The organism is Ruegeria sp. BA2 (assembly GCF_056539605.1).
Window position 1 is genome coordinate 658674 of record NZ_JBQFVE010000001.1, and the last position, 18165, is coordinate 676838.

The window sequence follows — 18165 nt, forward strand, 5'->3', positions numbered from 1 at the left end:
ATGGCAGCAAGAGCAAAGTTTCTCTGCGACGCCGAACGCTGCATCGAGTGCAATGCCTGCGTCACCGCGTGCAAAAACGAGCACGAGGTGCCGTGGGGCGTAAACCGCCGCAGGGTGGTGACGATCAATGACGGTGACCCGGGCGAACGCTCCATCTCGGTGGCCTGTATGCATTGTTCGGATGCGCCTTGCATGGCGGTGTGCCCGGTCGACTGCTTCTATCAGAACGAAGAAGGGGTCGTCCTGCACTCCAAGGACCTGTGCATTGGCTGTGGCTATTGCTTCTACGCGTGCCCGTTCGGCGCGCCGCAGTATCCACAGGCGGGCAACTTCGGATCACGCGGCAAGATGGACAAATGTACCTTCTGCGCTGGCGGCCCCGAAGAAACGCACTCGACCGCAGAGTTCGCCAAATATGGTCGCAACCGGATTGCCGAGGGCAAATTGCCCATCTGCGCCGAGATGTGTTCCACCAAGGCCCTGCTTGCCGGTGACGGCGATGTGGTCTCGGCCATCTACCGCGAGCGCGTCGTTGCGCGCGGGTTTGGCTCGGGCGCATGGGGTTGGGGCACTGCCTACGACCAGAAGGACGGCTAAGACCGTTCTCCATAAACCAAACAGGCGACCCGCATTCGTGGGTCGCCTGATCTGGGATTATGACCGAGGTTCAGATGCTCCGCTTACTCATCGCATTGCTGTTCACCATTGGGCTGGCTCAGACCACCGTTGCGCAAACCAACGAAGCCGAGGCCCCTGCAACCGAGAATGAGCGCTCCACAACCGGAGGCGCAACCACGCTTGAGGACATTCTGGCCCGGCAGCGTGGCGAGAAGGTGGACAATGCGTATCGTTCGGAGAACACTGGGCAAGGCAATGTTGAAGGACTGCTAGGTCAGTTCGGTGCAAGCGGCGTGGCCTCGGACAGTGACGTCTATCGGGCGTTACGCTTTGGCTCGGCTGACGTCAGCGTTTCCTCTCATGGACCGGCTGACAGTGTTTTGATTCAGGACGGCGGCATGTGGTGGCTGAATTTCCGGACCGGGCCATTGCGCGAATATGGAACCTTTATTCTACTCGGCATGATCGCCATCATCGCGCTATTCTTCCTGCTCCGTGGAAGAATTCGGATCGATGGAGAAAAGACCGGCCGCACCGTCTTGCGTTTCAACAGTTTCGAACGGTTTGGTCATTGGCTATTTGCCGGGTCGTTCATTGTGCTGGCGATTTCTGGTCTGCTAACACTTTATGGACGCGACTTCCTAATCCCGATCTTTGGCAAAGAAGGCTTTGCGACCATCGCGCAGGGGTGCAAATGGCTGCACAATAACCTCGCCTGGGCCTTTATGCTGGGGTTAATCATCGTCACCATAAACTGGATCGCCCATAACATCCCCAACCGGACCGACCTGAAATGGTTGGCCGCCGGAGGGGGCCTGTTCACCAAAGGCAGCCACCCACCCGCCAAGAAGTTCAACGCGGGCCAGAAAGTGATCTTCTGGGCCTGTATCCTGCTCGGCGTCTCGATCAGCTTGTCAGGTCTGTCACTGCTCTTCCCGTTTGAGTTGCCAATGTTCGCCAAGACCTTCGCAGTGGCGAACTCAACCGGCATCCCGCAAGCCTTGGGCCTGAACCTGCCCGTTCAGATGTCACCGCAGGAAGAGATGCAATATGCACAAGTCTGGCACGTAATGGTCGCCTATGTGTTCATCGCCATCATCATTGCCCATATCTACCTTGGCTCGGTCGGCATGGAAGGTGCCTTCGATGCCATGGGCACCGGTGAAGTCGAAGAGCAATGGGCGCGCGAGCATCACTCGCTTTGGCTGGAAGAGGTGCAGGAAAAAGAGGCCAGCAAGGCGGCGGCCTCACCCGCAGAATAGATGCGCTGGCTGGTTCTTGCAGTTGCCCTGATCCCCCTACCCGCCTGGGCCGAGTTCTTTACGCTCAAAGGCCACGGCGGGCCGATCATGGGGATCGCCACCGCCCCGGACGGGCGCATTGCAACCGCCAGCTTCGACAATTCGGTCGGTCTGTGGACCGGACAGACACCGGAATGGCTAGAGGGGCATGAGGCCGCAGTGAACACGGTCGCTTTCAACGGAACCGCGATCTATTCCGCAGGGGATGATTTCACACTACGCCGCTGGCCCGGAGGCGAAGTGGTCGGGCAACACAAAGGCAAGATCGTCGGTATCGCGGCATCGAAAACGCATGTCGCGACCGCAAGTTGGGATGGCACCATCGGACTGTGGCCAGAGGATGGGTCAAATCCCACAATACTTGGCCCAACCGGCAGCGGTGTAAATGCTGTCGCCTTTACCCCAGATGGCGCAGAGCTTTATTCGGCAGGTGTCGATGGCTCGCTTCGTATCTGGAATGTCGCCAGCGGTCAGGAGACGGATCGCCTTGTCGAGCATGGCTTCGGCATCAACGAACTGGTCCTGAACACACAAGACGGATGGATCGCCTATGGGGCCGTTGACGGCGTGACCCGCATCCTGAACCTGACCACAGGGGAAGAGCGCGACTTTACACTGGATCGAAGACCCATCCTTGCTATGGCGCTTAGCCCTGATCGCCAGCTTTTGGCAGTTGGTGATGGCGAAGGCTATATCATGGTCATCGACACCAAAGAGTGGCGCATCGCACAGGATTTCCGCGCCACCCTGCGCGGTCCGGTCTGGGCACTGGCATTTTCTGCGGACGGGCAGAACATCCATGCAGGCGGCATTGATGAGGCGATGTACAGTTGGCCAGTCCAGTCCCTGCGCGATCAGGAACAGATGGCAGCAGCTGAGCCGAGTTTTCTGAAAGACCCCGACAAGATGGACAATGGTGAACGGCAATTCGCTCGCAAATGCTCAATCTGCCACAGCCTGACACCGGATAGTGAACGGCGCGCGGGTCCCACATTGCATCAGATCTTCGGACGGCGGGCTGGAACCTTGCCCGGATATTTCTACTCGGACACGCTGCAAGACTCTGATATCATTTGGAATGAAGAGACCATTAATGCTCTTTTCGACGAAGGCCCTGACCACTACATTCCGGGGTCAAAGATGCCGATGCAGCGGATCACGCAAGCGCAGGACCGGATCGATCTGATCACGTTTCTGCAGAGCGCCACCGCATCACAGGATTGAGCCGGAGGACCAAATGAAAGCCTTTCTGACTGCTGTCGCCGCAATGGTCGTGATTACAGTCGCCGCCCCGTATACGCTGGATCAGTTCGGGTTCAGCGCCGAAGATAGGACTTCTGGTTCGGCAGTCCGCCTCGACTGAATGACGCAATACCTTACCACCCGAGAACTGGCTGATCTGCTGCGCATTGGTGAGCGGAAAGCATATGATCTGGCCTCATCGGGGGAGATCCCCTGTGTGCGCGCCATGGGCAAACTTCTGTTCCCAAAGGCCGAGATCATCGCCTGGCTGAACGCCTCACGCTCAGGCCCGCAAGTGGCCGAGCCGCCTCTGCCGCCGATCGTCGCCGGCAGTCACGATCCGCTGCTGGATTGGGCTTTGCGGGAAAGTGGCTCTGGATTGGCAACCTATTACGATGGCTCTTTCGACGGGTTGAACCGTCTTGCCGATCGCAGCGCGCAGGCGGCAGCCCTGCACATCCATGAACCGGACGGCTTCAACATCCAATCCCTGCGCGACACAATGGGTGAAGCGCCGGTGATCCTTTACCAGATTGCACTGCGACAACGCGGCCTGCTTCTGGCACCCGGCGTATCAGGCATCTCGGGCTTTCAGGACCTGAAAGGCAGGCGGATCATCCTGCGGCAAGACAGTGCCGCCAGTCAGCGACTATTTGATGCGCAGCTCAGCGCCCACAAACTGACACGCAGTAATCTGAACACCCTGCCCGTCTGCGCCCGCACCGAAGAAGAACTTGCGACCGCCCTGCGGGATGGCAAAGCCGAGGTTGGGTTCGGCCTTGGAGCACTGTCCCGACCGAATGGCCTGAGTTTCGTACCCACTCATCCCGAGCGGCTTGACCTCGCCATCTGGCGACGCGCAGTTTTTGAACCGCCGATGCAGACCTTGACCCAGTTCCTGCAATCCCAGCGTTTTAAAGAACGCGCAGCCGAACTGGGTGGGTACGACCTGACGGATCTGGGCCAAATCCACCACAACGGTGCCAGCGGCTGATCCTTCATCTTTTCCCAAATACTCTCGCCGAAGGCGAAATCACCGCGCGTTCGGAAAGAACATCTGCTGCCCATCCAACTGATAGGATTCAATCGCAGCCTGACCATCAGGCCCGATCAGCCAGTCAATGAACCGCTGCCCCGCTGCAGCGCGCACTCCGGGGTGTTTTTCCGGGTTCACCAAGGTTACCCCGTATTGGTTGAACAAACGGGGGTCGCCTTCCACCAGAATCTCAAGATCGCCCCGATTGCCAAAAGAAGACCACGTGGCACGATCGGTCAGGACATAGGCGTCCATTCCGCTCGCTACATTCAGCGTTGCCCCCATCCCTGCGCCCGCTTCGCGGTACCAAGTGCCCGAGGCGGCGGTTGGATCAATACCCGCCGTCTCCCAGTGACGCATCTCAGCCTTATGGGTGCCGCTGTCATCCCCACGCGAGGTAAAGGGCGCCCTTGCCTCAGCCACTGCAGTCAGAGCAGCAACGATATCGTTCCCGCCGCGTGCTCCGGCCGGATCGGACTTCGGACCAACCAGCACAAAGTCATTATACATGACATCAAACCGTTCGACGCCCCAACCATCGGCCACAAACTGTTCTTCCGCGGGTTTGGAATGGACCAGCAGCACGTCACCATCGCCGTTGACCGCATTTCGGATCGCCTGCCCGGTGCCGACCGCAACGACGCGCACATCGATGCCCGTCTCTGCCTCAAACCCCGGAAGGATGTAGTCCAACAGGCCCGAGTTTTGTGTTGAGGTCGTGGATTGCACGATGATGAAAGGCTCGTCTGCCCAACTGGCACTAGCCGTCAGCCCCATCGCAACAATTGATGCCCGAATGAAATCAGGGATCATTCGATATCTCCATTCAAGTTTTTTCAGGTTACCAGACCACCCGCCAGATACCGGCGCGCCGCGTCGCTTTCGGGCTTCTCCAGCACTTGCCGAGCAGGCCCATGTTCCACAACATTTCCCGATTGCATCATCACAATATCCGACGCCAAGCGCCGCGCCTGTCCGATGTCATGCGTCACCATCACAAAACGTGCACCGCGTTCCGAAGCGCGCAGGACCATCCGCTCGATCTTTTGCGTGGCGCTCGGGTCAAGGGCGCTGGTGGGCTCATCCAGAAACAAGGTCTCAGGGTCTAAAGCCAACGCGCGCAAAATTGCCAGCCGCTGCGCCTCACCCCCTGAGAGCGAGCGCGCAGGCTGGCGCGCCTTACCACCCAAGCCACCTTCGGCCAGCAGGGCATCAATGCGTGCCTTCCGCTGACTGCGCGAGAGAGATTGCCGCCTCAGCACAAAATCCAGATTGGCGGCAACCGAACGGCGCAGCAAAACGGGATTCTGAAACACCATCGCCTGCCGCGCGGTGTGGCTTGCATTCAGAACAAGCCCGTTTTGGCGAACACGTCCCGTATCTGGATGGATCAGGCCATGAAGGCAACGCAGAAGAAGACTTTTCCCAGCCCCGTTTGGCCCAAGGATCAATGTCGGCCCCGGCCCATCCAAGCAAAGATTCGGGACGTCGAGCAGCACCTTGCCATCACGCGCGATGCTCAGGTCATAGACTTCTAATATGCCCGGCGCTCCGGTTACTACATCACGCATGGCGTAACCCTTCCCGCTCGGCCCGCAGGGTCAGGGCACTGACCATGGCGTTCACCGCCACGGCCAGACCGATCAGGATCACCCCTAAGGCTAGCGCCAGCGCCAGATTCCCCTTCGAAGTTTCCAGCGCGATTGTCGTCGTCATGACCCGGGTCACGTGATTGATATTGCCACCCACAATGATCACCGCCCCGACCTCAGCAATCGCGCGGCCAAACCCGGCCAACAGAGCAGTGACAAGCGCCAGCCGTGCATCCCACAACAGCACCGGTACCGAGGCCAACCGAGACACGCCAAGCGAACGGAGCTGCTCGGCATATTCTTCGGCCAGCATCTCGACAACCTGTCGGGTCAGTGCAGCCATGATCGGTGTTACCAGCACCATCTGTGCGATGATCATGGCGGTAGGGGTATAGAGTAATTCCAGCACGCCCAGGGGGCCCGACCGAGACAACATCAGGTACACCAACAAGCCGACAACAACCGGAGGGAACCCCATCAAAGCATTCACCAGAATGATCAGCGCGCGACGCCCCGGAAACCGCGCGACGGCCAGAGCTGCACCGATCGGCATCCCGATGACCGCCGAAATCAGCACCGCGAAGATCGAAACGCGCAGCGACAACAGCACAATCGCCCACAGCTCAGAATCCCCTTCAAGGATCAGCGAAAGCGCGTGACTGAATTCTGATGCAAAACCTTGCATTTTCTACCGATATCACCCCAATTTCTAACGAAATGCGTTAAAATACAGGGAAATACTAAAGACTCTGTCTCACAAGTACAGACACAAATTCGGCATTCAAAACAAGAAACGCGGCCCCGAGGGGCCGCGTTAGACTACAGCGATTTAAGCAGCGCTTAGTTCAGCGCAGCATCCGTGATCTGGTGGGTCCAGGCCCCATCGGGCTTCTGGGTGATAACCGGATCAGAGCCGCCTGCCAGCAGCGTATCAACCGTGCGGTCGAAATCTGACGGGTCCAGCGCGCCATTCGATCCTGCGGTCAGCTTGGCGATCTCACCCATCATACGCTTTTGATGCTCTTCAGTCTGGGCACCGGTTTCATCGTTCTCAAGAACGATCTCGGCCGCTTCGTCCGGGTGCTCTTCGGCGTATTTCCAACCTTTCATCGAGGCACGAACAAACCGTTCCATCTTGTTGGTGAAGTCTGCATCGCTCAGATTTTCTTCAAGCACATAAAGGCCATCCTCAAGCGTGGCGACGCCCTGATCCTCGTATTTGAAAGTCACCAGCTCTTCGGGCGTGACGCCCGCGTCGATGACCTGCCAATATTCGTTGTAGGTCATGGTGCTGATGCAATCCGCCTGACGCTGCAGCAGCGGGTCGACGTTAAAGCCCTGCTTCAGCACCTCGACACCACTGTCGCTTTTGCCATCGGTGCTGATGCCCAACTGGCTCATCCAGCTCATGAACGGGAATTCGTTGCCGAAGAACCAGACCCCCAAAGTGCGGTTTTTCAGGTCCTCGGGTGAAGCAATCCCCGCATCTTTCCAGCAGGTGAGCATCATGCCCGAGCTTTTGAAGGGCTGGGCGATGTTCACCAGCGGCAGCCCCTTTTCACGCGCGGCCAACGCAGCAGGCATCCATTCGACGGTTACATCGGCACCGCCGCCAGCAATAACCTGTGTGGGTGCGATGTCAGGGCCGCCAGGCAGAATGGTGACATCCAGCCCCTCTTCTTCGTAGAACCCTTTGTCCTTGGCTACATAATAGCCTGCGAATTGAGCCTGCGTGACCCACTTCAATTGCAATGTCACCTCATCCGCCGACCAGGCCGTGGTTGCGGCCAGGCTAAAGGCGGCAACCGCCCCGCTGAGTAGCTTTTTCATCTTCAAGTCTCCTAGTTGCTATTGTTGTCCCGTTTTCGGGATCTGTTGAATTGTTGCCCTTATCCGCGTTGCGACGGGTGCCAGAAGGTCACCGCCTTTTCGATCATCGCCACCAGGCCATAGAAAGCGGTCCCTGCCAGCGCGGCCACCACAATCTCGGCCCACACCATATCCAGCGACAGCTGCCCGACGCTGGTTGATATCCGAAAGCCCATGCCCAAAGTGGGTGAGCCAAAGAACTCGGCCACGATAGCGCCAATCAGAGCCAGAGTCGTAGAAATCTTAAGCCCGTTGAAAATGAACGGCATCGCGGCGGGAAGGCGCAGCTTCAGAAAGCTTTGCCAATAGGTGGCCGCATAGGTTTCCATCAGATCACGCTGCATTGCTGTGGCCTCGCGCAGCCCAGCGACGGTGTTCACCAACATTGGAAAGAACACCATCACAACGACCACAGCCGCTTTGGAATGCCAGTCAAACCCGAACCACATCACCAGAATGGGGGCCGTGCCCACAATCGGCAGCGCCGCGACGAAATTGCCTACAGGCAAAAGGCCAAGGCGCAGGAAATCCCACCGATCCACGGCAATCGCCATCAGGAAGGCCGCACCACAGCCGATCAAATAGCCACTCAGCGCACCTTTGATGATCGTCTGCACGAAGTCTGCCCAAAGGATCGAGAGGCTGTCACCAAAGCGCACCGCAATCACCGACGGCGCGGGCAGAATGACCAGAGGTACGTCGAGCCCGCGCACCAAAAGTTCCCACATACCGATGATGGTCAGGCCAAAGATCAGTGGGGCCAGAAGGCGCACCATCTGGCTGTTTGCCTGCGGCCCGCTTGCAAGGCGGGTGTTGAGCCACCAGCCGAACAGCCACAAAAGGATCGCACAAAAAACCAGTATCATTGCGCCATCCCCATTCGCTTGAGAACCGTCCGCTCCAGCAGCCCTAACAGGCCCACAAGACAGGCGGCCAGGATGGCTGCTCCGAACAGGGCTGACCAGATTTGAACCGTCTGGCCATAATAGCTGCCCGCCAGCAACCGCGCGCCCAGCCCCGCAACCGCGCCGGTTGGCAGTTCACCCACAATGGCCCCGACCAAAGACGCCGCGATCCCGATTTTCAGCGACGTGAACAAGTAAGGCATCGACGCAGGCAGGCGAAGCTTCCAGAAACTCTGTGACCGGCTGGCGTTGTAAGTGCGCAGCAGATCTAACTGCATTGCATCCGGGCTGCGTAAGCCTTTGACCATGCCGACGACGACCGGGAAAAAGCTTAGATAGGCCGAGATGATCGCCTTTGGTATAAGCCCCTGCACTCCGATGGAATAGAGAACCACAATGATCATTGGCGCCAGCGCAATGATCGGGATGGTCTGGCTGACAATCGCCCAAGGCATCACTGACAGGTCCATCACCTTGCTATGCACGATCCCGACCGCCAGCAGAATGCCCAGCCCGGTGCCAATCGCAAAGCCCAAGATCGTCGCGCTGAGCGTGATCCAACCGTGATAAACCAGCGAGCGTTTCGAGGTGATCTTCTTGTTGACCGTGGAATCCCACAACTCAAGCACCACGTCATGCGGAGCAGGAAGACGGGGACGATCTTGCTCCCAAGTCTCTGGAATGGCGAAACTATTGTCCCAGACCAGAATGATATCGTATTCCAGCAAGCGCTCTTTCGCGGTCGGCGGGTCCACCTCCTCGCCCGCGCGCTCGGCTGCGTTCAACGCGCTGTCGATATTCATCGGGATGCAGGCAATATACCAGATCGCCACAATGGCTGCGATGACCCACATTACGGCTGTGAATTGCTTCATGCCCGCCACTCCATCCGGATCACCGGGACCGTATCGGGCGGCACCGGCGGCTCCGTCCCTGTCTCAACAAACCCCTCGCGCCTATAAAACCGCTGCGCGTCTACGTTGGGTACGTGGGTCGTTAACCAAAGGTAGTCGCGATCCTCTTTGGCCATGTCCAGCAATGTTTTGCCCATGCCCTCGCCTGTCCGCAGGCAATAAAGCGCACCGATTTTCTTTTCGACCGGATCAACCGACATGTAGCAATCCACTGGATCGCCCGCGACCCAGATGTCACGTTTTGGAAATGCCTCGCGGATCAAATCCTCTAGCTGTTGCTGAGGCAGGTCTTCAGGCATCCACTCCGTCTCATCGAGCCACGTCCAAATGACCCGAGCGCAAGCGGCCACGTCATCCACCGTTGCCTTTCTGATGTCATTGCCCGCCATCACACGTCATCCCCATGCCCCGCCCGCAGCCCTTCGCGCACGCGGTGGGCCACTTCGATGAACTCAGGCGTATCACGAATGTCTAAAGGCCGCTCTTTCGGCAGTGGGCTGTCGATCACATCTGTGATCCGCCCAGGCCGCGGGCTCATCACCACAATCTTGGTGCTTAGATACACCGCCTCGGGGATCGAATGTGTAACAAAGCCGATGGTTTTTTCGGTTCGCGCCCACAATGCGAGCAACTGTTCATTCAGGTGATCCCTCACAATCTCATCCAGCGCGCCGAACGGCTCGTCCATCAACAGGATATCCGCATCAAACGCCAAGGCCCGCGCGATACTGGCCCGCTGCTGCATCCCGCCCGATAACTGCCACGGAAATTTAGCACCAAACCCTGCAAGATCAACAAGTTCCAGCACTTTGTTGACACGTTCATCCTGCTCGGCTGAGGAGTATCCCATGATCTCAAGCGGCAACTTGATGTTCTTTGCGATGGTACGCCAGGGATACAGCCCCGCCGCCTGAAACACATAGCCATACGCCCGCTTTCGCCGCGCTTCATCCGGGGTCATCCCATTCACGGTCAGAGTTCCACCTGTCGGCGCCTCAAGCGCAGCGATACAACGCAAAAAGGTCGTCTTGCCGCAGCCCGAAGGGCCGATGAAACTCACGAACTCCCCTTTCTTAATGGATAGGTTTACGTCCTTGAGGGCATGAACTGGCCCATCATTTGTCTGGAAGGTGAGGTCCAAGTTGTTGGCCTCAATAACTGTATTGCCTGCTTCGTTCATGTCTCTTTGTCCGTTGCCTTCCAGCGGGTGACCATATGCTCGGTCGCTGCAAAAAGGTTTCCATTCTTTGCCCGCAGACGCTCGCCACTGACGAAATTCTCAAGCCTGTCCCAATCTCGATAGAGCGCTGTGCGCCAGTAGTCACGCAGGATATCCTCATCAATCGCGCCATGCTTGATCATCCGCGCCAACAGCCCATAAATGCTGAGGATATAACGCGCTAACCCGCGTTCCTCACTTTCCAAGTCGCCATAGTCTTGCGTGTGCAAGCCAGCAAAGAAACGCTGTCTCGCCTCGCGAAACTGTGCAGCCTGCAGCGTTTCGTGAATCACATGGATCGACTCACGCAAAAACCGACGCTCATCCTTGTCCTGCCCGCGCGCTTGCAATCGCATCTGACGCCATACAAACGCAGTTGTCACGATCACAGCCAGCGCGGCAAGGATCGCCGCCACATCCGCCGAGATATCCAGCCAGAATTCCAAACTCATTTCAGCCGCGATCAAACACCTGAGGCCGGAATGCCGGTCCGCTCAACAGGCCGAGGCGCTGTCAGCTCTTTCCAGGTGCTCAGCGCTTTGTTCACGTGGGTATTGGCCTCACGCGCCACGAACTTCCCGTGCCCTTCCTGTGTCTGAATTTCTCCATCATGGACAGCCACTGCACCACGCGTCAGCGTGAACCGAGGCAACCCGCGTACCTCCTTACCCTCGAAAACGTTGTAGTCGATCGACGACTGCTGTGTCTCGGCGGAAATGACTTTGGCCTTGTCCGGATCCCAAACCACCAAATCCGCATCCGCACCCACCAAAACTGCACCCTTTTTTGGATAGCAATTCAATATCTTGGCGATATTTGTCGAAGTCACGGCCACAAACTCGTTCGGCGTCAGACGCCCGGTATTCACACCATGAGTCCACAGCATCGGCATCCGATCTTCCAACCCGCCGGTCCCGTTCGGGATCTTTGTGAAATCCCCCACGCCATTGCGTTTCTGTTCGGTCGTAAAGGCGCAATGATCCGTTGCCACAACGCTTAGCGTCCCCGATTGAAGGCCGTTCCACAGGCTGTCCTGGTGCTGTTTGTTCCGAAACGGTGGGCTCATGACCCGCCGCGCCGCGTGTTCCCAATCGTGGTGGAAATATTCGCCTTCATCCAAGGTCAGATGTTGGATCAAAGGCTCTCCCCATACCCGCTTGCCCTGCATCTTGGCGCGCCGAATGGCCTCATGGGCCTCCTCACAGGATGTATGCACCACATAAAGTGGTACTCCCGCCATGTCGGCAATCATGATCGCGCGGTTCGTGGCCTCACCCTCAACCTGAGGCGGGCGAGAATAAGCATGCGCTTCCGGCCCGGTATTGCCCTCGGCCAGCAGCTTGGCACTCAGCTCTGCCACCACATCGCCGTTTTCAGCATGGACCATGGCAGTGCCACCCAGCTCGGCCAGACGCTTGAACGAAGCGAACAGTTCATCATCGTTCACCATCAACGCGCCTTTATAGGCCATGAAATGCTTGAACGTATTGATGCCGCGCGTCTCGATGACGGTTTTGATATCATCAAACACCTGCTCGCCCCACCAGGTCACCGCCATATGGAACGAATAGTCACAATTCGCGCGCGTCGACTTATTGTCCCAGCGTTTCAGAGCATCCAACAGGCTCTCCCCTGGATTTGGCAGCGCAAAGTCCACCACCATCGTGGTTCCACCCGCCAAAGCAGCCCGCGTACCGCTTTCGAAATCATCGCTGGAATAGGTGCCCATGAATGGCATCTCCAGATGCGTATGGGGATCGATCCCACCCGGCATCACATAACAGCTCGACGCATCCAGTTCCTTGTCACCTCGCAGGTCCGGCCCAATCTCGGTTATCACCCCGCCTTCGACCCTTACATCCGCCTTATAGGTCAGATCAGCCGTCACAACGGTTCCGTTCTTGATCACAGTGCTCATCTTAAACTCCCTGATGCGGTCTGCGCCGCTTGCTTCATCTGGCTAAAAATATCCCGGGGGAGCCGCCCATCGGGCGACGGGGGCAGAGCCCCCTATTCCACAATCTCTGCTGTCTCAACGACCGCATGCAACAGAACATCCGCCCCGGCTGCAGCCCAATCCTTGCTGATCTCTTCGGCCTCGTTATGGCTCAACCCATCTACGCATGGGCACATCACCATCGCGGTTGGCGCTACTCGATTGATCCAGCAGGCGTCATGCCCGGCCCCTGAGATGATGTCCGTATGCGAATAGCCCAAACGCTCGGCCGCACCGCGTACCGCCGCCACGCAACCTTCGTCGAACTTAACCGGATCAAACCCACCGACCTTCTCAAACTCGATCTGCAGCCCCATCTCTTCAACGATATCTTCGGCGGCGACCCGCAGACGGTTTTCCATGTCGGTAATCACGTCCAGCTCGGGCGAGCGGAAATCGACCGTGAACACCGCCTTCCCCGGGATAACATTTCTCGAGTTCGGATAGACATCGATATGGCCCGCCGCGCCAACGGCATGAGGCGCATGCGACCACGCGATCTCATCCACTTTTTCAAGAATACGCGCCATAGCCAGCCCGGCGTTCTTGCGCATTGGCATCGGCGTAGATCCAGTATGCGCATCCTTGCCGGTCACCGTCACCTGCGTCCAGCTTAGCCCCTGACCGTGTGTGACAACACCGATGTCCTTGCCTTCGGCTTCCAGAATCGGACCCTGTTCAATGTGCAATTCGAAGAACGCGTGCATCCTACGCGCGCCGACCTCTTCTTCACCGCGCCATCCGATACGATTCAGCTCATCCCCAAACTTTTTACCTTCGGCATCCTCGCGATCGTAAGCCCAATCTTGTGTGTGCATACCGGCGAATACGCCCGAAGACAGCATTGCGGGCGCATATCGCGTCCCTTCTTCGTTGGTCCAGTTGGTCGCGACAATCGGATGCTTGGTCTTGATGCCAAGATCATTCAGCGTCCGAATGATCTCTAATCCGCCAAGTACCCCCAATACGCCATCATACTTGCCACCGGTTGGCTGTGTGTCCAGATGCGATCCGACGTACACAGGCAGGGCCTCAGGGTCAGCCCCTTCACGATGCGCAAACATGTTGCCCATCTGATCCAACCCCATGGTGCAGCCCGCATCCTCACACCAATTCTGAAACAAGGCGCGCCCTTCAGCGTCTTCGTCAGTCAAGGTCTGGCGATTATTCCCGCCCGCAACACCTGGGCCGATCTTGGCCATCTCCATCAGGCTATCCCATAACCTATCGCCATTGATCCTTAGGTTCTGCGCCGGAGCTGCCATCTTGTTCTTCCCTGTTGCTTGCGATTTGGCTCGCTTTTGGTGTCTTGATTTGACCATCTGGTCAAACTCACGCTATCACGGGTTCGACATCAGTCAAGAAATTGCAGTGACCTGCCGGAATTTTCGACATAATTGACGCCCATCTGGCCGAAAAAGAGACATCAGGTGAATATGCCCAAAGACCGCGCCCCTACCCGGATTCAACAAAAGAACCGTACAGCGATTCTGGAGGCGGCCCTGAACGTGTTCTCTGCTCATGGTTTTCGAGGCGCAACCGTTGACCAGATCGCTGCCGAGGCTGGGCTTAGCAAGCCAAACCTGCTGTACTATTTCCCATCGAAAGAGGCGATCCACACAGCGCTTTTGTCCGGATTGCTCGAAGTCTGGCTCGCCCCCTTGTATGCACTGAATGAAAACGGCGACCCTTTGGAAGAGATACTGGCCTACATCCAGCGCAAACTTGAAATGAGCCGCGACCTTCCCCGCGAAAGCCGACTATTTGCCAACGAGTTGGTCCAGGGCGCGCCCCGAATTCACGATGCGCTGTCCACTGACCTCAAAAAGCTGGTCGATGAAAAAGCAGCGATTCTGACCCGTTGGATGGACCAAGGCAAAATCGCAAACTTGCATCCACACCATCTGATCTTCTCGATCTGGGCGCTGACCCAGCACTACGCAGATTTCGACGTTCAGGTCAGGGCGATTCTCGCGGACGAAGACCCTTACGAAGGTGCCGCCCCGTTTATAGAAACACTCTATCGGAAACTGCTCACACCTTAAGGGACGATTAACCCTATTGAGAAAAGTTCGGGGGATGATGACGTATCGGCCAGATCCCGAGCCATGGATCACTCAGCTTTTCTCATCCCGGTCTGCGCGAAAGGGCGCCATCGTGCGCCGCTCGGTTGCCTGGGTTGAGCGCGAAGTTGGTCACGCAGCCTTTCAGGCCGAAGTAAAACGGCGCGGATATCACCTGATCCGCACCGCCAATCAATATGTCATAATCTGCCACAACGGCCCGATCGACATTCTGTTCTGAGAAAGTTCGTCGAATTTTCTCCACCAAGATTTTTCGACGAAAAATCTCTGACTACTCTGCTGCTTTTGCCATCGGGTTATTCGGATGCGTCGTCCAGTTGGCATAATCTGGATCAACGACTTTGCCCGTGCGTGGATCAACGTCTCCTGCATTCATTGGCACCATCGAGATGCACCCTTCTACCGGGCAAACATCCACGCAAAGATTGCAGGCCACGCATTCTTCATCGATGACCTCAAACACGCGGTCTGCCGACATCGAAATCGCCTGATGGCTGGTATCCTCGCAAGCCGCGTAGCAACGGCCACATTTTATACACTGATCCTGATCGATCTTTGCCTTGGCGATGTAGTTGAGGTTCAGATACTGCCAGTCCGTCACATTGGGCACCGCCCGCCCGATCACTTCGTCGACGCTGGCATAGCCTTTTTCGTCCATCCATTCCGACAAGCCAGCCGTCAGTTCGTCAATGATCTTGAACCCATAGGTCATAGCTGCAGTGCAGACCTGAACATTGCCGCAACCCAGCGAGATAAACTCTGCTGCATCGCGCCAAGTGGTGACGCCACCGATGCCTGAGATCGGCAGCCCATGCGTGGCTTCGGCCCGCGCAATCTCGGACACCATCGACAACGCGATTGGTTTCACCGCCGGTCCGCAGTAGCCACCATGGCTGCCTTTACCGTCAATCGAGGGTTCGGGGCTGAACGTATCCAGATTGACGCTGGTGATCGAGTTAATCGTATTGATCAGCGATACAGCATCCGCACCGCCATTCTTGGCTGCCGCTGCCGGTTTGCGGATATCCGTAATGTTCGGCGTTAGCTTCACGATAACTGGGCGGTCGTAATACTGTTTGCACCAACGGGTCACCATTTCGATGTATTCCGGCACCTGCCCGACGGCAGACCCCATACCCCGTTCACTCATCCCGTGCGGACAGCCAAAATTCAGCTCGATCCCGTCCGCACCGGTTTCAGCCACACGCGGCAGAATGGCCTTCCAAGCAGCCTCCTCACAGGGCACCATAATCGAGGCGATCAGGGCGCGATCTGGATAATCCGCCTTTACGCGGGCCATTTCCTCAAGGTTCACCTCAAGCGGCCGATCTGTGATCAGTTCGATGTTGTTGAGTCCCAACAACCGGCGGTCCGCGCCATAAATCGCGCCATAGCGTGGGCCGTTCACATTCACGACCGGAGGCCCCTCGGCCCCCAAGGTCTTCCACACTACGCCGCCCCATCCGGCCTCGAAGGCGCGGCGAACATTGTACTCCTTATCCGTCGGTGGCGCGGAGGCCAGCCAATACGGGTTCGGGCTTGATATTCCAAGAAAGTTTGATGTTAAATCAGCCATTTATCCGGCCTCCCTGATGCAGTTCTGCATCTTTGTCTTTGAGTTTCACGCGCTCAGAGCAGCGTGGATATCCATCGCGGCATCGCGACCTTCGGCTACAGCGGTCACGGTCAGGTCTTCGCCTCCTGCCGCACAGTCTCCGCCAGCCCACACACCGGTCATTGAAGTGCGTCCCGCCCCGGTCACGGCAATCTTATTGCCATCCAGCGTTAGGCCTTCCGGCGCACCGTCAAGCGTCTGACCGATGGCCTTAAAAACCTGATCGGCGGGCACACGGACAGTTTCACCCGTTCCGGTCAGTCGACCATCATGGCTAGCAGTATACTCCAATTCGATCTCTGCTGCGGCCCCATTTCCGTGAACTGCCAAAGGTTGAACGTTGCATAAAATCCGAACACCGTGCGACGCCGCCAAATCCTGTTCGTACCGGCTGGCCCCCATCGCGTCGCGACCGCGGCGATAGGCAATGGTCACATGCTCGGCCCCCAGCAGCTTCGATTTCACTGCCGCGTCCACCGCTGTCATGCCGCCGCCAATCACAACGACATTCCGCCCTACCGGAAGATCAGCCAAATCGCTGGCCTGCCGCACATCCGAGATAAAGTCGACCGCCGGGCGCACCCCGTCTTTCTCGACTCCCTCGGCGCGCAGGGCGTTCACCCCGGCCAGTCCGATCGACAGGAACACAGCATCGTAGTTCTCTTGAAGCCCGTCCAAAGAAATCGTCTCGCCCAGGACCGAACCGGTCTCGATTGCGATTCCACCGATTTTCAACAGCCAGTCGACCTCAGCCTGCGCAAAATCGTTGGTCGATTTGTATGCCGCAATGCCGTATTCGTTCAGGCCACCCGGCTTGGGTTTGCCTTCGTGGATCACCACGTCATGCCCCAGCATCGCCAGACGATGCGCACAAGCCAGGCCGGCGGGCCCCGCCCCGACCACAGCAATTGTCTTGCCCGTCGATGCAGCGCGCGCGAACGGATGCACGCCCGATGCCATCACATCATCGGTTGCATAACGCTGCAGGCGCCCGATCTCGACCGGCTTGCCCTCAGCCGTCTCACGCACGCAAGCCTCTTCACACAGAGTCTCGGTGGGACAAACCCGGGCACACATGCCGCCCAGAATGTTCTGCTCCAGAATGGTCTGCCCTGCCGCTTGCGGCTGCCCGGCCTGAATTTGGCGAATGAACAACGGAATATCGATATCCGTCGGACAGGCCGTCACACATGGCGCGTCATAGCAGAAATAGCATCGATCAGCGGCCACGGCGGCCTCATGCGGGGCCAGTGGCGGATGCAGATCGGTGAAATTCGAGGTCAGTTCATCGCTGGAAAGCCGCCCGGAGACGATCCCGGGTGCCATCTGGCCCTGTGCCATCACTCTACTCCCTGTAGATATGTTTGTTCTGAGTTACAGCTTGCCACAAAGAAATTTTTTATCAATTGGTAAAATTTGCCAAATGGTCAAAAAATGAAAAATAGCGTCGGATTAGCCCGGATTTGCGCTATATTTGCCTATTTTGATGGCACACGTGGCGTCAGACCACTCCTCCAGAGCGGTCCAATACCTTACGCTCGACGCTGGCGACAAATGAAGCAACCCACCTGATCCGGTCAAATCGAACGGCGACCCGTTGCGCAAATTCCTTGTTGATCGGCTTCTTCAAGCATTCTGCAATGAAGGAAATTGAGTTCAAAATCGGGCCAGGAATCCAAACCAAGGCCTTTTGGGGTTTTGACGCCCTACACAGCTTGTTGTACTTCCCATTGAGGCAAATGCCGAATTCCGGCCCGATCAGAAAGCGCGACAA

Annotated in this window: 20 protein-coding genes; 7 read left to right on the forward strand and 13 right to left on the reverse strand. The window is 57.5% G+C overall.

Annotation, left to right across the window (positions count from 1 at the left end; translation table 11 throughout):
• The 5 genes from fdh3B (at position 1) to ACR0NN_RS03255 (ending at position 4155) form a co-directional block, all read left to right on the forward strand.
• Positions 1-597 carry a formate dehydrogenase FDH3 subunit beta gene (fdh3B, locus tag ACR0NN_RS03235; RefSeq protein ID WP_039530246.1) on the forward strand — a complete coding sequence of 199 codons (597 nt, stop codon included), beginning with the start codon at positions 1-3 and terminating at the stop codon, positions 595-597.
• A gap of 74 nt (positions 598-671) precedes the next feature.
• Positions 672-1880 (forward strand): formate dehydrogenase subunit gamma, encoded by a 1209-nt coding sequence (locus ACR0NN_RS03240; protein ID WP_170719612.1) that lies wholly within the window; start codon positions 672-674, stop codon positions 1878-1880.
• Positions 1881-3143, forward strand: a complete 1263-nt coding sequence (locus tag ACR0NN_RS03245) for a c-type cytochrome (RefSeq protein ID WP_170719614.1) — start codon at positions 1881-1883, stop codon at positions 3141-3143.
• A gap of 13 nt (positions 3144-3156) precedes the next feature.
• Complete coding sequence (locus tag ACR0NN_RS03250) at positions 3157-3282, forward strand: hypothetical protein (RefSeq protein ID WP_480470072.1); 126 nt, start codon at positions 3157-3159, stop codon at positions 3280-3282.
• Entirely contained in the window at positions 3283-4155 is an 873-nt protein-coding gene (locus ACR0NN_RS03255; RefSeq protein ID WP_170719617.1) for a helix-turn-helix transcriptional regulator, read from the forward strand.
• A gap of 39 nt (positions 4156-4194) precedes the next feature.
• On the opposite strand, the gene ACR0NN_RS03260 is transcribed toward ACR0NN_RS03255, so the two are convergent.
• The 11 genes from ACR0NN_RS03260 to ACR0NN_RS03310 form a co-directional block, all read right to left on the reverse strand.
• Positions 4195-5010: a substrate-binding domain-containing protein gene (locus tag ACR0NN_RS03260; protein ID WP_170719619.1), complete on the reverse strand. Its 816-nt coding sequence runs from the start codon at positions 5008-5010 to the stop codon at positions 4195-4197.
• Between the two features lie 23 nt (positions 5011-5033).
• Positions 5034-5768 carry an ATP-binding cassette domain-containing protein gene (locus ACR0NN_RS03265; protein ID WP_480683877.1) on the reverse strand — a complete coding sequence of 245 codons (735 nt, stop codon included), beginning with the start codon at positions 5766-5768 and terminating at the stop codon, positions 5034-5036.
• Positions 5761-6474, reverse strand: coding sequence for an ABC transporter permease (locus ACR0NN_RS03270; protein ID WP_170719624.1), 714 nt, complete (start codon positions 6472-6474; stop codon positions 5761-5763). Before ACR0NN_RS03270 ends, ACR0NN_RS03265 begins: the two co-directional genes overlap by 8 nt.
• A gap of 155 nt (positions 6475-6629) precedes the next feature.
• The gene (locus tag ACR0NN_RS03275) at positions 6630-7619 is read right to left on the reverse strand and encodes an ABC transporter substrate-binding protein (protein ID WP_170682957.1); all 990 of its coding nucleotides are present in this window, start codon (positions 7617-7619) and stop codon (positions 6630-6632) included.
• 59 nt (positions 7620-7678) lie between these two features.
• Entirely contained in the window at positions 7679-8524 is an 846-nt protein-coding gene (locus ACR0NN_RS03280; protein WP_170682958.1) for an ABC transporter permease, read from the reverse strand.
• The gene (locus tag ACR0NN_RS03285) at positions 8521-9438 is read right to left on the reverse strand and encodes an ABC transporter permease (protein ID WP_170682959.1); all 918 of its coding nucleotides are present in this window, start codon (positions 9436-9438) and stop codon (positions 8521-8523) included. The genes ACR0NN_RS03280 and ACR0NN_RS03285 overlap by 4 nt, the downstream gene beginning before the upstream one ends.
• Positions 9435-9866, reverse strand: a complete 432-nt coding sequence (locus tag ACR0NN_RS03290; protein WP_170719626.1) for a GNAT family N-acetyltransferase — start codon at positions 9864-9866, stop codon at positions 9435-9437. The genes ACR0NN_RS03285 and ACR0NN_RS03290 overlap by 4 nt, the downstream gene beginning before the upstream one ends.
• Positions 9866-10657, reverse strand: coding sequence for an ABC transporter ATP-binding protein (locus tag ACR0NN_RS03295; RefSeq protein WP_170719629.1), 792 nt, complete (start codon positions 10655-10657; stop codon positions 9866-9868). The genes ACR0NN_RS03290 and ACR0NN_RS03295 overlap by 1 nt, the downstream gene beginning before the upstream one ends.
• The gene (locus ACR0NN_RS03300; protein WP_170682962.1) at positions 10654-11148 is read right to left on the reverse strand and encodes a DUF4760 domain-containing protein; all 495 of its coding nucleotides are present in this window, start codon (positions 11146-11148) and stop codon (positions 10654-10656) included. Before ACR0NN_RS03300 ends, ACR0NN_RS03295 begins: the two co-directional genes overlap by 4 nt.
• Positions 11149-11159: 11 nt before the next feature.
• On the reverse strand, positions 11160-12614 hold the full coding sequence (gene hydA / locus ACR0NN_RS03305) for a dihydropyrimidinase (protein ID WP_480683881.1): 1455 nt from the start codon (positions 12612-12614) through the stop codon (positions 11160-11162).
• Between the two features lie 92 nt (positions 12615-12706).
• Entirely contained in the window at positions 12707-13957 is a 1251-nt protein-coding gene (locus ACR0NN_RS03310; protein WP_170719635.1) for a Zn-dependent hydrolase, read from the reverse strand.
• 171 nt (positions 13958-14128) lie between these two features.
• On the opposite strand from ACR0NN_RS03310, the gene ACR0NN_RS03315 reads away from it, so the two are divergent.
• Entirely contained in the window at positions 14129-14737 is a 609-nt protein-coding gene (locus ACR0NN_RS03315; protein ID WP_170720172.1) for a TetR family transcriptional regulator C-terminal domain-containing protein, read from the forward strand.
• Positions 14738-14774: 37 nt separating this feature from the next.
• Positions 14775-14996, forward strand: coding sequence for an N-(5'-phosphoribosyl)anthranilate isomerase (locus tag ACR0NN_RS03320; protein ID WP_480683883.1), 222 nt, complete (start codon positions 14775-14777; stop codon positions 14994-14996).
• A 51-nt stretch (positions 14997-15047) separates the two neighbouring features.
• Here the strand turns inward: ACR0NN_RS03320 and preA are convergent, their stop codons facing one another.
• Positions 15048-16352, reverse strand: coding sequence for an NAD-dependent dihydropyrimidine dehydrogenase subunit PreA (gene preA / locus ACR0NN_RS03325; protein ID WP_170719641.1), 1305 nt, complete (start codon positions 16350-16352; stop codon positions 15048-15050).
• Positions 16353-16397: 45 nt separating this feature from the next.
• Positions 16398-17732, reverse strand: coding sequence for an NAD(P)-dependent oxidoreductase (locus ACR0NN_RS03330; RefSeq protein WP_170719643.1), 1335 nt, complete (start codon positions 17730-17732; stop codon positions 16398-16400).
• Between the last annotated feature and the right edge of the window lie 433 nt (positions 17733-18165).

Excerpts from the sequence above, each read along its gene's own strand:
- fdh3B (WP_039530246.1), top strand. The coding sequence starts at position 1 with ATGGCAGCAAGAGCAAAGTTTCTCTGCGACGCCGAACGCTGCATCGAG.
- ACR0NN_RS03290 (WP_170719626.1), bottom strand. The coding sequence starts at position 9,866 with ATGGCGGGCAATGACATCAGAAAGGCAACGGTGGATGACGTGGCCGCT.
- ACR0NN_RS03255 (WP_170719617.1), top strand. The coding sequence starts at position 3,283 with ATGACGCAATACCTTACCACCCGAGAACTGGCTGATCTGCTGCGCATT.
- ACR0NN_RS03300 (WP_170682962.1), bottom strand. The coding sequence starts at position 11,148 with ATGAGTTTGGAATTCTGGCTGGATATCTCGGCGGATGTGGCGGCGATC.
- ACR0NN_RS03250 (WP_480470072.1), top strand. The coding sequence starts at position 3,157 with ATGAAAGCCTTTCTGACTGCTGTCGCCGCAATGGTCGTGATTACAGTC.
- ACR0NN_RS03295 (WP_170719629.1), bottom strand. The coding sequence starts at position 10,657 with ATGAACGAAGCAGGCAATACAGTTATTGAGGCCAACAACTTGGACCTC.
- ACR0NN_RS03270 (WP_170719624.1), bottom strand. The coding sequence starts at position 6,474 with ATGCAAGGTTTTGCATCAGAATTCAGTCACGCGCTTTCGCTGATCCTT.
- preA (WP_170719641.1), bottom strand. The coding sequence starts at position 16,352 with ATGGCTGATTTAACATCAAACTTTCTTGGAATATCAAGCCCGAACCCG.
- ACR0NN_RS03315 (WP_170720172.1), top strand. The coding sequence starts at position 14,129 with ATGCCCAAAGACCGCGCCCCTACCCGGATTCAACAAAAGAACCGTACA.
- ACR0NN_RS03245 (WP_170719614.1), top strand. The coding sequence starts at position 1,881 with ATGCGCTGGCTGGTTCTTGCAGTTGCCCTGATCCCCCTACCCGCCTGG.
- ACR0NN_RS03320 (WP_480683883.1), top strand. The coding sequence starts at position 14,775 with ATGACGTATCGGCCAGATCCCGAGCCATGGATCACTCAGCTTTTCTCA.
- ACR0NN_RS03240 (WP_170719612.1), top strand. The coding sequence starts at position 672 with ATGCTCCGCTTACTCATCGCATTGCTGTTCACCATTGGGCTGGCTCAG.
- ACR0NN_RS03265 (WP_480683877.1), bottom strand. The coding sequence starts at position 5,768 with ATGCGTGATGTAGTAACCGGAGCGCCGGGCATATTAGAAGTCTATGAC.
- ACR0NN_RS03280 (WP_170682958.1), bottom strand. The coding sequence starts at position 8,524 with ATGATACTGGTTTTTTGTGCGATCCTTTTGTGGCTGTTCGGCTGGTGG.
- hydA (WP_480683881.1), bottom strand. The coding sequence starts at position 12,614 with ATGAGCACTGTGATCAAGAACGGAACCGTTGTGACGGCTGATCTGACC.
- ACR0NN_RS03275 (WP_170682957.1), bottom strand. The coding sequence starts at position 7,619 with ATGAAAAAGCTACTCAGCGGGGCGGTTGCCGCCTTTAGCCTGGCCGCA.
- ACR0NN_RS03310 (WP_170719635.1), bottom strand. The coding sequence starts at position 13,957 with ATGGCAGCTCCGGCGCAGAACCTAAGGATCAATGGCGATAGGTTATGG.
- ACR0NN_RS03330 (WP_170719643.1), bottom strand. The coding sequence starts at position 17,732 with ATGGCACAGGGCCAGATGGCACCCGGGATCGTCTCCGGGCGGCTTTCC.
- ACR0NN_RS03285 (WP_170682959.1), bottom strand. The coding sequence starts at position 9,438 with ATGAAGCAATTCACAGCCGTAATGTGGGTCATCGCAGCCATTGTGGCG.
- ACR0NN_RS03260 (WP_170719619.1), bottom strand. The coding sequence starts at position 5,010 with ATGATCCCTGATTTCATTCGGGCATCAATTGTTGCGATGGGGCTGACG.